The organism is Ruegeria sp. BHSA118, from assembly GCF_059613405.1.
The window spans coordinates 1-13,978 of sequence record NZ_JBXWSM010000018.1; the positions used below are offsets into that span (position 1 = coordinate 1).

12 protein-coding genes are annotated in these 13,978 nt (G+C 57.0%); 4 read left to right on the forward strand and 8 right to left on the reverse strand.

Annotated features, from left to right (window positions below; all coding sequences use genetic code 11):
* Positions 1-1,321 (forward strand): hypothetical protein (locus tag AC2FNN_RS07670; protein ID WP_496757691.1); only part of this gene is annotated, 1,321 nt, incomplete at its 5' end.
* Positions 1,322-1,416: 95 nt separating this feature from the next.
* On the forward strand, positions 1,417-2,343 hold the full coding sequence (locus AC2FNN_RS07675) for a DMT family transporter (RefSeq protein ID WP_496757693.1): 927 nt from the start codon (positions 1,417-1,419) through the stop codon (positions 2,341-2,343).
* A gap of 187 nt (positions 2,344-2,530) precedes the next feature.
* Here the strand turns inward: AC2FNN_RS07675 and AC2FNN_RS07680 are convergent, their stop codons facing one another.
* Positions 2,531-2,947 carry a hypothetical protein gene (locus AC2FNN_RS07680; RefSeq protein WP_496757695.1) on the reverse strand — a complete coding sequence of 139 codons (417 nt, stop codon included), beginning with the start codon at positions 2,945-2,947 and terminating at the stop codon, positions 2,531-2,533.
* 331 nt (positions 2,948-3,278) lie between these two features.
* Positions 3,279-3,845 carry a hypothetical protein gene (locus tag AC2FNN_RS07685; RefSeq protein WP_496757697.1) on the reverse strand — a complete coding sequence of 189 codons (567 nt, stop codon included), beginning with the start codon at positions 3,843-3,845 and terminating at the stop codon, positions 3,279-3,281.
* 434 nt (positions 3,846-4,279) lie between these two features.
* Between AC2FNN_RS07685 and AC2FNN_RS07690 the strand changes: the two genes are divergently transcribed.
* Positions 4,280-5,029 carry a hypothetical protein gene (locus tag AC2FNN_RS07690; RefSeq protein ID WP_496757699.1) on the forward strand — a complete coding sequence of 250 codons (750 nt, stop codon included), beginning with the start codon at positions 4,280-4,282 and terminating at the stop codon, positions 5,027-5,029.
* Between the two features lies 1 nt (position 5,030).
* Here the strand turns inward: AC2FNN_RS07690 and AC2FNN_RS07695 are convergent, their stop codons facing one another.
* The 4 genes from AC2FNN_RS07695 to AC2FNN_RS07710 all read right to left on the reverse strand — a co-directional run bounded on the left by AC2FNN_RS07695 (position 5,031) and on the right by AC2FNN_RS07710 (position 7,451).
* Positions 5,031-5,480: a hypothetical protein gene (locus AC2FNN_RS07695; protein WP_496757700.1), complete on the reverse strand. Its 450-nt coding sequence runs from the start codon at positions 5,478-5,480 to the stop codon at positions 5,031-5,033.
* Between the two features lie 103 nt (positions 5,481-5,583).
* Positions 5,584-6,084 (reverse strand): hypothetical protein, encoded by a 501-nt coding sequence (locus tag AC2FNN_RS07700; RefSeq protein WP_496757701.1) that lies wholly within the window; start codon positions 6,082-6,084, stop codon positions 5,584-5,586.
* A 350-nt stretch (positions 6,085-6,434) separates the two neighbouring features.
* Entirely contained in the window at positions 6,435-7,163 is a 729-nt protein-coding gene (locus tag AC2FNN_RS07705) for a 3'-5' exonuclease (RefSeq protein ID WP_496757702.1), read from the reverse strand.
* 36 nt (positions 7,164-7,199) lie between these two features.
* Entirely contained in the window at positions 7,200-7,451 is a 252-nt protein-coding gene (locus tag AC2FNN_RS07710) for a helix-turn-helix domain-containing protein (protein ID WP_496757703.1), read from the reverse strand.
* Positions 7,452-7,469: 18 nt separating this feature from the next.
* Here AC2FNN_RS07710 and AC2FNN_RS07715 point away from each other — a divergent pair, with 18 nt between their 5' ends.
* Positions 7,470-7,805, forward strand: a complete 336-nt coding sequence (locus tag AC2FNN_RS07715; protein WP_496757705.1) for a hypothetical protein — start codon at positions 7,470-7,472, stop codon at positions 7,803-7,805.
* Here AC2FNN_RS07715 and AC2FNN_RS07720 read toward each other — a convergent pair.
* On the reverse strand, positions 7,793-8,017 hold the full coding sequence (locus AC2FNN_RS07720) for a metallophosphoesterase (protein ID WP_496757706.1): 225 nt from the start codon (positions 8,015-8,017) through the stop codon (positions 7,793-7,795). The genes AC2FNN_RS07715 and AC2FNN_RS07720 overlap by 13 nt on opposite strands.
* Entirely contained in the window at positions 7,995-13,745 is a 5,751-nt protein-coding gene (proA, locus tag AC2FNN_RS07725) for an anti-phage protein ProA (protein ID WP_496757708.1), read from the reverse strand. The genes AC2FNN_RS07720 and proA overlap by 23 nt, the downstream gene beginning before the upstream one ends.
* Positions 13,746-13,978: the final 233 nt, after the last annotated feature.

Consider the following 13,978-nt stretch of genomic DNA (forward strand, 5'->3'; position numbering starts at 1 on the left):
GTATCAGGCCAAATTGCTTGGAAAGGCGGAACAGAACCACCGGCATGTTTCCTGGTTCGCTGCGCTTTGGCGGACGCTGGCCGATGCTAAGGCAGCGGGCCTATGCACAACTGAGCGTTTAAGGCTGATTGTCGAGAACGACAAGTACATCATCCGCGTGCTGCGTCGAAAACCCCTCAGGCATAAGGAACCCATGTTGGTTCTCGATGCAGATGCTGACGTCGGCATCCTGTCCGCGCTTGAATGTGATATCCGCAAGGTTCATGACGTCACGCTGCGCCCAAACGCCGTTGTGACACAGCTGCATGACCGCAGAATGACGAATGGAAGCCTTCTGAGGAATTCCGGTCTGCGCGAGAGCTGGCGGCGGATTATCGCGCGGGAGGTTCTGAACGACCGCCTCGACAAAAAAGCTGGCGTCCTTGTTGGCGCTACACGGAAGGCCGTACGGGCTTTCTTCGAGGATGCAGGTCATTGTTTCGATGGTATGTCAGACAATGAAGTGTCGCGGTTCATGCTGAGCACCAAGCTGCACGGCGCGCAATGGCTCTGGTTCGGTGGCCGAGCCCTCGGCTCCAATCCTTACCAGAATTGTTCTACCGTTATCGTGATCGGGCGGGAAGAACTCCCGGTTTCTGCGCTCGAAGACCAAACTCGCGCTCTTTGGGGAGACGCACCCGGAAACCCATTAAATCTGCTGACCCCGGACTCAATGGGCCAATTGCGCATGCCCGAAGAACCGGTTTCTTACGAGTTGACTGATGGCTCATCGAAAGCCGTTCTGGTGCCGTGCCACCCGGATCAACGCGTGCGCCGGTTGCAGTTGCAAAGCCGAGAGCTGTCGACGCGCCAGCTGATCGAAAGGCTGCGTCTGGCGAGGGCGGAATATCCAAAGAAGGTGATCATCGGCTGCAACATCCCGATCCCGAGTATCCCGGTGGACAGGCTGGTGTCCTGGCAAGAGCTGACACCCGGCCGCCTCGATGCCGCAATAACAGATGGCTTGCTTACACGCGGCGCGATCCGGGTGTCGCCGCAGGGTCTGGCCGATGGTGCGCCGAGGGTGTTTTCGAGTGTGGAAGTCACGCGCACTTTCCTGAAACGCGACAAACGAACACATAAACTTGCCGACTTCGCATCTACGACCCCTCAGACCGGCTCAGGCATTGTCTTCGCCGAGATAAAACGAGCGGCCCGATACGCACGAACTGAGGCCGTGGCTTTTCTCACCCAAAGTGACCCCAAAAAGGAAACTGCCGAACGCATCTGGGGCGAACTCAAGCACTTTCAGCGAATGTCGAAGGATGACCTGAGTGTTTAATGAGAACACTCACTTACATGAAGGGAGCGCCGGACGAAGCGGCCACTCGATGAATCTCTGCTACAATATTCGCTTATATGTGTTAGCCCTTACGCATGGCAACAACATCCACACAATCTGGACCAGCTATTCCCTATGCGCTTGCGGTTGTTGGCGTACTTTTCGCGTCAATTTGTTTCGGGCTGGTTCCCTACTTCAGTCGGGGGCTGACCGAGCAAGGCGTCGCGCCTTATGCTGTCGCATTCTATCGCTACATCGTCGCGGCAATACTGCTGCTGCCCGTTCTCATATTGCACCGAAAAGCGTGGCGCGAGATTTGTTGGGGGCTTTCGGCAGGAGCGGTGATGGGGCTTGGCTGGATTGGATATGTGATGGCGCTGGAGACATTGCCCGCATCGACAGTGGGCGTACTCTATATGACCTATCCAGTTTTCACGCTAATCATTGCATGGGCTTTTTTCTCCGATGCACCTACGAGGCGCGCCTTGCTTGCCTCGGGCCTTATTACGTTGGCGGCGATCATAGCTGGCTCACCCGCATCCGTGCCTCTACAACAAATACCTACAATTTTGATGTCTCTGGCGGCCCCGTTCGGCTTTGGCTTTGGTATATGTGTCCTGGTCCACAGGCTGTCCCGGATCGCGCCCCTTGCACGCATAGCCTCCGTTTCCTTGGGATCGGTTCTCGGTCTATTGCCGTTGATGGTGAGTGCCGACGTTGCCAAATTGCTGCCGGAGGGGCAGTCCGACTGGATCTTGATCGTCGGAATTGGCCTGGTCACTGCGCTTGTTCCGCAGCTCATATACACGATCTGCTCGCCGTTGATCGGCGCATCTCAAACTGCGGTCGTCGGAAGCATAGAATTGCCTACGATGTTTGCAGTTGGTTTTCTGGCTTTTGGCGAAGCGATCACAACGCCCCAGGCCGTCGCCTGCGCTTTAGTTTTGGGTGCGATAGCGGTTACAAGAAGCAGGAAGACGCGCTCTGTAACAACCGTTATCGCGAAAGAGTCGCAAAAGTAGGTTTGGTCTCGAATTTGAATTTCTCCGAAGTGCAACATTGGACAGCGGAGTTCTGACGAATAGCGGTGGAAACTGGAGAATTCAGCGAGGCTCTGTTGGGACAGCATTATGACGCACAGGCAAAAACCGTCTGACGTCCGTCAACACAGTTGGATCAAGGAAGGGGCGAGACTGCCGCCCCATTTTTTTATGCGCGTAGTGTCACGGATAGGCGATCGGCCCGCAAATGAAGGTTCACTTCATAAAGCGCGGCATACAGTGCCGCGACTGCCTCCCGTGCGGTTTCGAATTGCTGGCCCAGATCCGAAAGATGCGTGACCTCGTAGCCACCTCCGGACATGCAATGCTCGTCCGCGACATACCCCTGTTGCGTCTCAGCTGCGGCAGCGTCGTGTAGCATCCTCATCAGTAATCCGACATCTTCTATCAAATTTACAGCGATCAGATCGCCGTCGTCGGCTTCGAAGAAACGTTCCGCAACCGCGTGCAGCATCTCCGGACAATCGGAACCCGAAGTTATGTCAAACACAGCATTCTTGGCGGTGTCTGTAGCGTTCAGCGCTGTATAAAGCGCCTTATGAAGGGGATCGTCGAAAACGCTCATTGACCGGCCTCCACTGCGCTGGCGATGCACTGGAGCAGACCGGTTTCGGTCTTTGAGGAATAGAACATATTGTTCTCCCTTTATTGCCTGGGGCGGGATGCCACAGGTCCAAGTGCAACCGCTCCTCACGTGCGATTGGGATTGTAGGTTTCAATTTGAAGAAGCAGTTGCCTTTGGCGTTGCCGCTCTCACTCAAAAGAGCTGCAATGCCAAACGGCGAATGTGCTATGAGGGTCGGTTTTTCAGTTTCCAACTGAATTGCGCCGGATCAGGTTCATCCGGCGCATAAGGGTATTCGACTCTTTGGAGTTAAACGAGCAATTTGAGGGTATTACCGCATCTGATCCAGTTCATACGCAACCTCCACGATAACTCGCCGCCCGGGCCCGAGGTTCTTAGCCCGCATATCATGCGCACAATCATTGCCTCCTGCACAGAGCTCCGATTTGGGGCGAAAGCAGGGCAGACCAGCCGCAGGCAAGTTTTCCAGAGACCGCGCCATGAGGATGGCAGAGCAATCGTTTCCGTACTCGAGTTTGTTTGCGATCTGGCCAGAAACACGAGACATAAAGCACAGGAGGTCATTGGTAACCAGAAGGTCATCCAGATAGCAGTGGTTGACATTCCCCAGCCAAAGGGCGATTGACCGAACAGTTTGCGACCAATTTTTGTGTTGTGAAATCCAACCGCTTTCAATGTCGAAATTCCACTGTTCAGATCGGTTGTATCGCTCTGAGCAGACACCGAGCAATGCCGAGAATTGCATTTCCTTTCCAACGGCTACGCTATTGAGGGTGCTGTACACCTGATCGGTAAAATGGCGAAAGTCCTCCGGCTCCTCACTCATCAGATCCTGCTCGTCAAACAGAAGAACCTTGCTGACGTATCTCTTGCCCATAGTCTTGTCTTTCTTGTTGTATAGGTGTCATTGCCCGCCGACGGCCCAGGAACGATCTCACGGAATGCCGCGGACGCTCATAAGGTTCATTCAACGCCCAATTTTGAGAAACGGGGTTTGAGAGTTTTTTGAAATTTCCGTAAACCCAAAGTCTGGTCTCCGTGGCCAGTCCCAAGTTTCGGGAAGCAAAAGACAACAACGCAGCACAACCCGTGCACCCACTTGGATGCACTTGGTATCGAAGATCATGAAACGGACAAGAGTAGGGCCGCTGGGCTTCCCAGATGCATCCCGCCCTGCCCTACCTGCCATGCTTTTCGGGTCAGCGATTTACCAAAACTCCAACATGTTCCCATGTTGCCTCCACAGCAGCCTGACGCGATCCGGTTTTCCTGGGTGCGAAGGCGCGTGTGACGCATCAATATGGGACCACTATGCCTTCCAAAGACACCGAACTGACCAACCTCATCCCGCAAGCACAAAGCGGGCACGGCATACTTTGCTACGCGAACGACAGCCTCCCGAAACCGTCATCCGATCGGACACAGCAAGTGCAATGGCGCGCCAGGCTGATGCAGCTCTTTGCCGACTGGCCAGACACCAACACCTCCATTCGTGCTGTCTCCTACGTGTTCACAGATGCACCATTTGAATTGAGCCGCTTCGTTTTTGACGCCGTCGTTGTCTGGGATGGCACGCGGTTTCTTCGGATCGAGGCAGACGACCTGCCAAATGATTTTCGCAAAAAGCTTGCTGGTTTTGAAAATGACGCCCAACAGGCGTTGTTGTGCAGTACCGGTGACGCCGTTCAGAGAATGTCTGAGCTATACCACCACCAGCTCTTGATGGGACAAGCCTACCTGACGTCCGAAACCCTGACCGTGATGAACGTTGAAGGCAAAACCATGACATCGACACCCGAGTTGACACCCCGCTTGCCCTACGCGACCACCCTGTTGCTGACAGGGACGTTTGACAAGGTTTCCGATTGCCGCCCTAAAACGATTGCGCCGGGCGGTGCCTATCACGTTCCGGTCTGGGCCACATCTGAGCAGCAGCACAGCCGGGTATCCGAGGCCCACTGCAAACGTCATCTGCCAGACCGACCACGTCCGACAGTGAAGGATATCAGCAGTTTTCTCGAGCTCGCTCGAAAACACGAAGCCGAGCAGATGAACAGGTAAGTCACCGGGTATCTCCGCCACTCAATTGGCGCGCGCATGGGCTCAGGATTCCCCACATCTTGATTTTCTCATGCGCCGTCGCCCTGTCCTTGCGGAGCGGAATGTCCATGACATCCCTGCCCTCCCAAATAATCGCAACGCCAATTCGGGGCAGCGCATCCTTCACGAAGGCCTTCACGGCGGCTCGGGCGTCGCGGTCATCATGAAACACCGAGAAAGAACAAATCGTATCAAGCCTTCCACTATAGTGCTGCCCGAACAGGACCGCGGCATCGAACGTGTCTTTGACTATATCGTGCAGAATCCGAAGTTTTTCTGCACGCGCCTCGGTCACTTGGCGGTCGCGCTCGATTAGATCTTCGACCCCTTTCCTGTAGCTTTCATCTCCGCCAACATCCGCACGATTATTGGGCGCGCACCCGTCTGTTTGAGTCTCTTTGCTTTTCTTCATTTCTCATTCCTGTTGAATGTGTGTGAGGGCGTTAGCCGGAACGCCCCGGGGGCGGGCTTGAGTTGGCTCCTTTGGTGCCCACCGCGTTCCGGGAAGCCTAAAATCAGGCAGCGGCAGAATTCACGTTGTGCCGTAAAGGCCGGCGGCCGAGAAACGAGCAGCGGCCGTTGTGCACCTGTGGTTTCGGATGGATACCCAGTCGCTCCTGAGCGCAAGAAACAGGTTTCAAACGGCTGTAGCATGTCATCAGTTGCTGGATCCGGCTTGGAAGCAACCGGCCGACTTTAGCGGTTCCCAGGGATCGGTTCTGCTTGAACCGCATATCATCCATTGAAACGCGAATGCGGCGATCCACCTGGAACCGGGTTGCCCGATGCAGGCCCGCCGCCGACCAATCCGACCGCATTTTCAGGATCACAGCGTGTCTTTGATCACGATTGAGATGCAGGTTCGTTGTCCCATAAGCGACAACTACTTCCTTCAGATCCGGATCTTCAGCGACAATCAGACAGACGCGGGTCTTTGCACCACCGTCGCTGAAAGGAAAATCAAACGCGACAAGATCGCCGATAGAAAAACGTTCGCAGGCGGGAGTGTTGGGCATGATGGCTTCCTTCTTTTGTTGAAGGCAACCAGATTTCATTGAACCTCGATCGGCTCATTTTGTCCGGGTGCCATCGTAGACACGCGGACCAAATGAGAGCGACGAGGGACAAATATCACCCGTTTGAGATCGTGCAGAAAGCACAGGTCAGTGACGCAGTTGCACCTTCGAAAGTTGGTGAGAAATTGGCGTCGCTTAGATACTCGGGGCGGTTTCAGTTTCTCCGAGCTTTCGATGTTCCAGCAACTCATTCATTCGAGCGGTCAAAACCACATGAGCAATGCGTCAGCATTGAAATCGACCATCAAACCTGTCTACGCGGCAGGAGATGGTAAGCTACGAACCGCTTCTCATACTCCGTTTTCCTGATCGCCACCTTCCCAAAGGTGCAAATCTTCTTCGGACATCGGGGCCAGGAAATCCGGTGACGCCGTCTTGGGCAGCCCGGATCGGAATGCATACGCTAAGTCGGCTGCATCCGCACCGGCGCGATGGGTCGTGCCTCGATTGGTCTTGGTCTTATACACCCGACCAATTCGACCAGGCGCGAGAACGCCCTCTTCCCGCGAAAACGCAATCCACGCTATCCGGTCGAAGTCCTGAATCTCCAGTCTCACGGACTCGTTGACTGTGCCCAAGAGCCGCTCGAGCCAACGCTGATCGAACCCGGGGCAGTCACTCACAAGAATGTTGTCTCCAACACGCTCAATCAGCCAATGCGCAACCTCATCGGCAGGCATCGCAGTCTCCAGTTCGGAGAAGGGAACGTTGTGCACAGCAGCGCTTTTGTCCGACCAATCGTCGAGGGGCCAGGTTTCGTGTGGTCGAACCAGTTTGCTCTCGACTACCACGCGCCGATCTTTGAGTCGGGCGATACCCACTTCAATGGGCCAGCTTTCTGAGCTCAGGGACGAGGCCTCAAAATCGATGAAGATGAGGCTTTTCGACCCGGCAGGCTTTCCTTCTGCGTCAACCCCAACACCCAGGCCAAGCGCCCGGCGTCTTGCGAAGAAAGCTTCCTCTTCCGCCCCTGGTTTCGCCATCTTTTCCATGAATTCATCGGCGTCCAAATCAGACATGGGGTACAGCCCTGTAACCTTTGAACATGATCACCACTATCGGCACACGGCCATAAAGCGCGTCACGGTCGACCTGTCCGGAAAGCTCCCTGATGGTGCCTCCAGGCCATCAATGTCAGCCAGCGACAAACCAGAGCGCTCCGCCACCTGCTCTCGTGTCATCCCGGCTGTCTTGCGCGCTGCGTGCAATGCAAGCGCCAGGTTTCTCTTGGGTGCATTCCGGTCGAGGTGATCCTTCAGCCCCGGACGGAGTTCCGTAAGTTTCTCAATCAATTCATCAGGGTTCATTTGTGGGCCTCCCGCAGAATGAATGTACCAAAGTCAATGACTTACGGCAACATCTCCGGAACAGATTGGCACCGAGATAGGCCGTCAAAGATCAGCCGATCGAGCTTCTTCAAAAAAGTTCAACAAACCCGCTTTGATGGCTTCAAAAGAGTGCCGAGTTATGCTCACGCCGGGAGACATTCCCTCATCCGCGTCGACCATGCTCGCGCCGATCTGGAAAGGCGGGCCGAATGTCCGGTTCGACAGATCGCTATTGGCGCATTTGCACCCGTGGCGAACTTCCGGTTTCCGCCCGATTCTGATGAAAAACAACCTGTTCCGCATCCGCGCTGGAGCTCCAACTATATCACTTGAAAAGCCGCCGTGCGGGCGCTGCGCTCAGCCCCGTCAAACAGGTCTCCTGCAATCAACAGGGCGGCCACCTCTTTGGCAATGGACGCGTCAACAATCCTAACAAAAGCGGCGCGGCTAACGGTCTGTATGCGTTCACGCATTTCCGGATCGCGCTGCGCCAGAGATTTCAGCGGTAAATCCAGATGAACGTCAGCTGTGTGCAGAACCTCCACTGCCCGTATGGTCCTCGTACCACCGAATGATCTCCTCAATCCGTTGACGCGCTGACCCGCTAACCCGCGACAGGCCAAGGTGGCGGGCCAAATCCCCCGCTGGATCCTCTGAGGCTTTCAGGTCCGTGCCGATCTCATCCAGAAGAGCCGCGACCTCCGTGCGGGACACATCGCGGATGGCGCGGTTTTCCAGCCCGCGATACGGAATTCGATCCTGATAGGTGCCTGCCAGCCAGACAAACGGAGTGCCGAACTCATCATGCAACTCAGCTGCCCCAAGCGCGTGTTCCACCCTTTCCATGATCCGGCGCCCGGTGCGCTGCCACCCGTGGCGGTTTGCGACCTCGCGACCCAGATTGCGCAGCGGCATCGGGGCTTGATCGACCAAAACCTCGTGAACGATCTGCCGCAGAATCCCCATATACCCAAGATCGAAAAAACGGTCCGGGTCAGCCTTTGGCCCGTCATCTTTGTGCAACTCGGGCGCTTGAACCCTCGAGGCGAAAGTCTGAGACCCATCAACCTCTTCCGGCGCGGGTTCCGGCGGCACGCTGTCGGCCTGAAGCGGCTCGGGCGCGGGCAAGGCCCGCATTTCTGGCAGATCTTCTTGCGCTGCTTCAAGTTCTGATACCTGCCGCGCCGCACGGTCTTCTTCCAGCAGTGCTTCCAATCTTTCATGTAATCGCTCAACCACCGCCGCCGGGTCGCGGAACCAGTCGGTCGACCAGATGCGCAGGATCGTCCAACCCAAACCTTCCAGCACTGCCTGACGCACCTTATCCCGATCACGCGCTGTGGCAGAGCTGTGATAGGTGGCCCCGTCACATTCGATCCCGGCCAGATAGGCCCCTGCCCGATCCGGGTTCACAATTCCAAGATCTATGCGGAAGCCTGAGACACCGATCTGGGTTCGCACCTCCCAGCCTTTAGCGCGGAACGCCTCGGCAATAGCCTCTTCAAACGGGTTTTCAGCCGGTCCAAGCGATCCTTCCTCGCGCGCGGCCAGCGCAACCGAGCCGCGTTCGGCATAGTCCAGAAAAGTTTTCAAATCACGCACCCCGGTTGCACGGGTGCGCGACAGATCGATTTGATCATGGGTCAGCGAGGCGAACACATGCAACTCGCACCGGGCCCGCGTGACTGCAACGTTCAGACGCTTTTCGCCGCCATCCGCATTCAGCGCACCGAAATTCATCGACAGTTTACCCGCAAGGTCGGGCGCAAAAGTGATCGAAAACAGCATCACGTCACGCTCATCCCCTTGAATATTCTCGAGATTTTTCACGATCACCGGCTCTTCACGCTCTTCCGCAAAGAACCATTCAAGCTCGGGTGCTTCACGCCGCACCTTATCCAGCAGATCAAGGATCAACCCTTGTTGCTGTGCGTTGAAAGTGATCACGCCCAGCGTCTGCCGGTCCTCCTCGGGGAGGGCCAGCCAGGCAGTCAGGCGCCGTCGGATCAGCGCGACAATCGCCTTTGCTTCATCCGCGTTGGTGCGCCCTGCCCCGCGAGCATATGTGCCTTCGATCTTGTGGAATTTCACAGCGTCACTGCCCGTGCTTGGTGCAGGAAAGGTGACAAGGCCTCCGTCGTAGTAGAAATGGTTCGAGAACGCGATCAGCGCCTCATCACGGCTGCGATAGTGCCAATCCAGCCTCCGCGTCGGAATGCCTGCGGTTGCCACCTCATCCAGAATCGAAGGCATGTCGCCAATCATCCCTTCGGCGTCATCCTCGGCCTCGTCGCTGCGGCCAAAGAAGTTCGTCGGCGGCAACTGCTTGGGATCACCTACAATGATCGACTGTTTCGCCCGCGCAATGGCACCAATGGCGTCCCACGTGGTAATCTGCGAGGCTTCGTCAAAAATCACTACGTCGAACGTTGCCTGCCCTGCGGGAAGATACTGCGCGATCGACAGCGGCGACATCAGCACGCAAGGGGCCAGTTTGGGGAGAACGTCGCCCAGATTCTCCAGCAGAGGCCGGATCGCCATCGACGGGCGTTTCAGCCCCAACTGATGCCGCAACACGCCCAGTTCCGATTTTCTGGGCACTCCGTCCCGTGCAGGCAGACGGTGATGAATGCGCCGCATGACTTCCCGTGGGGCATGTTCGGCAACCTCGTCATCCAGCTTACGGAAGGCCGCAACGATATCCTCGTGCTCCCAATGAGCGAACTGGCGCAGCGGGTCCGAGGCATCCATCGCCAAAGGCAACCACCATCGGGCATATGCGCGGCGGCATTCGGGGACCGGATCACCTTTCAACTGATCCGCCTCAATTGCATCGACCAGAGGCGTCAGCCCGGCGGCTTTGGCCTTGTTCCGAATTGCGACCCAGCGGGTCCAGTCCGCAAGCCGTGCGCGTTGCGCCAGCGTCTGGTCCACGCCCTCCATCAAATCGCGCAAGGGCAGGTCTGTGTCCACTGAGCCGCCAAGCCTCGCGAACTCGGTGAGCGCCGCATTCAATGCGTTGTCCGCCGCCTGCCAGTTTTCCATCGCCTGTCGCAACGCGCCCGTGGGCCCTTCCTCCAGCGCAGCGACAATGGCACCAAATGCCACGGTGTCGGTGATCTCGGATTGCACACCAGCCAGAGTGGCGCGCAAGGAAATCGCCTGAGCCACACGCCCCTTCAATCTGTGCAGCGACCGGTCTACACCGGCGGCATCAGCTACCGGGCTATCCTGCAGCACTGCCAGCTGTTTGCGGCCTTCTTCCAACGCTGGCAGATCCCTGCCCGGTTCAACCTGTCCCGAGCTGGCATAGGTTTGCAGCAGCTTGCGGATCTTGCGCTTTTTCAGGGCGGAAAATGGCCAGAACCCCGCCTCACCCGCGCGCCATTCCGTATCCAGCTGATCCAGCGGCAAGCGTTTCATATTGTCTTCGGTATAGGACGCGCTGCATTGGTCCTGCGCGTCCATGAACGCAACAAGCGCGGTCTCGAACTGATCCACTTCGGCGTGCAGGTCACGCTCTGACAGGCGCGGCACCATGCGCAGATCGCCCGCGTCGGGATCAATACGGCGCGACAGACCGGTCAGCAAAGCGCGTCGTTCCGGAATCAGCGTCCGGTCCGGGCTCAATGCCAACTGCCCTGCAAGATCCGAAGATGATCGCATGACGCGGTCGATACACGCCCTCAGGGTTTTAGCCTGGTCAATGATCTGGTCTTCCCAGGCATGTGACCATTCCACCTCACCGACCAATGGCAGCGGTGTGCCACCACCTACAGCTATATAGGTACGGCCAAGTTCCCCAGTGATCTCAAGCAACCGGTCAAAGCTGTGCTGATCATGGGCATCTTTATCCGCAAAGGACAGTTTCAACCCTTTTGGCGCTCCCGCCGTCCATGAAATCGCGTCAAAAACCGAAAACCCTTGCGCGCCCTTGGCATGAACCGCCTGCACATAGGTGTTGAGCTGGTCGCGTTTGATCCGCAGCTTCTCGGTGATGTCCAGCCAGTCCTGTTCATTGGTGGCCGAGGCCCTGTCCCATCCCCGGCCAAGCTGCGTCAGAACCCGCTTGCGGTCGGTCTTGTTGGAATGCAGTTCAAGCACCGCGTCGCCCAATCCGTGCGCCTCAAGCCTGCGTTGCACAACATCCAAGGCTGCGGCTTTCTCGGCGACGAACAGCACCGTTTTACCATGGGCAAGACATTGGCAGATGATATTGGCGATGGTCTGGCTTTTGCCGGTGCCCGGCGGGCCAATCAGTACGAAATCCCGTCCCTCAGCCGCTGCAACGACGGCTGACAATTGCGAGCTGTCAGCGGGCAGAGGCGTCACCAGATCCTTGGGTGCCAGCCGGTGATCCATCTGTTCGGCCGGGATCGCCTCCCCTGCCCCGCCCTCAAAGGTCTTGTCCGGGTTGTCGACCAGATGCGCCACCAGCCGGTTATTGCGCAACTGATCGGTGCGCTCGACCAGATCTTTCCACATCAGGTATTTCGAGAATGAAAAGGTCGAGATCGCGATCTCTTCCACAACTTCGAACCCCGGCACTTCGCGCACCCGCTGGCGCATCCATTCAAAGATACGCGGCAGGTCGATGCCGCTGTCGTCGCGCGGCAATTCGCCCTCAAGCTCAGGCAGGGTCAGGTCGAAATCACGCTTGAGAAATTCCAGCAGGGTCGAGTTGAACCGAACCTCGTCTTCATGGTGCAGGATTCTAAAGTCCGACCGCGCCGATTTGCGTTCCAGCTTGATCGGGATCAGAAGCAGCGGCGCGCGATAGCTTCGTTTTTCGCCTTCTCGCTGCCAGCGCAGGAACCCTGCTGCCAGAAACAGAGTATTTGTCCCACCTTCCTGAAGATCGCTTTTGGCTTTGCGAAACAGGGCCAGCATTCGGCTCTCAGCATCCTTGCGATCCAGCGGCATCGTGATCTGGCCGCGATCGAACGCATCTTTCGTTGCGCTGGCGATGATCTCGTCCCGTTCCTGCCGCGACAGCTGACGCTCGCCAATGGGATCATCCTCCATCAGTGGATAGGCGCGGAACGCCTTGTCCGCGGCCAAAGCGTCCTCCAGAGCGCCAACATCGGGCACCAGGCAGGGCACTGTCTGCTTGCTTGGCTTGAAGTTCAGCAAGCGGTTACGCAGCGACAAGTCCAACAGCTTGGCCTGCCAGCGCTCGATCCGCCCTTTGGGCGTGTCGGGCACCTGTTCAATCACTTCGGAAGGCAACAGGCCAAAATCGATCGGATCCGGCAGTTTCGCTGGAGCAGCCTCAATATGCTCGGCAACACTTGCTTCAGCTGCCGCATGGCTTGCCAACGGACGGATCCGGGCCGAGCGTGCTCGGGTGATGTCAACGGCCATCAGGAATTCCTGCTCACGATCCTCTGACAGACGGGACCGCCCGGCCTCAACAGCCTGTTCAAATCCGGCAGTCGGGCGTTGTGTCAGCAGCGTGGTTTCGACCGGAATGAATTCTTTCGCCTGCGCCGCCTTGCGCACGGTGATCACGTCAGGCTCGGTCACATGCCCAAAGTCCCGTTTGGTGAGCCATACCCCGACCCAGGCGTGGCTGTGACTGAACAGGACAACCGGATGCAACCCGGCCTGTTCCCACGCTGCCGCCAACAGCAAAGAGGTGTCCAGGCACGTCGCCAACCCCTCGTTGCGAATACGTTCGGGCGCACGGATTTTCTGCCCCTCAACTTCGAACGACGCAGGCGGGTTGGCATAGGTCAGCCCCATACCGGTCACGGCCGACCAGATTGCGCCGGCGATCATCCACGCGCGCTGCGGATCACCGGATTGATAACCTTCAAGCGAGCCGTCATGCCCGCCGCGTTCCAACAATACAGATGCCTCTTTGAGGATCGCAGCCACCACGGGATCATTCGGAGATACAAAGGCCGCCAGTAGCCGGTCCATGTCACCCAGCCCGCCCCATTGATCGCGGGCCAGCAGCTCCAGAGGTCGGGTTTCTGACGTCAACAGCCCCTCGTCCGTCGAAGCCGTCAGGGTCAGAGATCCGACTTCCGTTTCATTGAGACCGGCCAGCTTCTGAACGTCCAAAGGCGTCGCCAGATCACCAAGTTCCATACTTCCCATCGGGGACAACCGGTCAATGATCCAGGTTTTCGATTTTAACACCGTCGGTTGCGCGGCCAGGGTGATTTGGATGTTGTCCAGCGTGCTTTCGGTCGTATTGGTTATCGACAGCGCCTTGAGAACGGGGATGTCATTCTGAGCTGAGGCGAAGTTTACCTTCTTTGCCATGTCAAATTGGAGGCTGGCACAAGGAGCGATCGTATCGATTGGTTCGGCCGCATTTTTGTCAGCTATCGAGGCTTGAGAATGGTCTGTGGTCATAAGTCTTTATTTCAAATTTTCTGACGCAATCGTGGCGCGCGCTTGCCATTTTGGGATGATGGTAAACAACCAGAAATACGTGTATCACTCTGCAACTTAACGCAGGATACGTGAGGAATGCTGTTGCGCAAGTGGCAAGC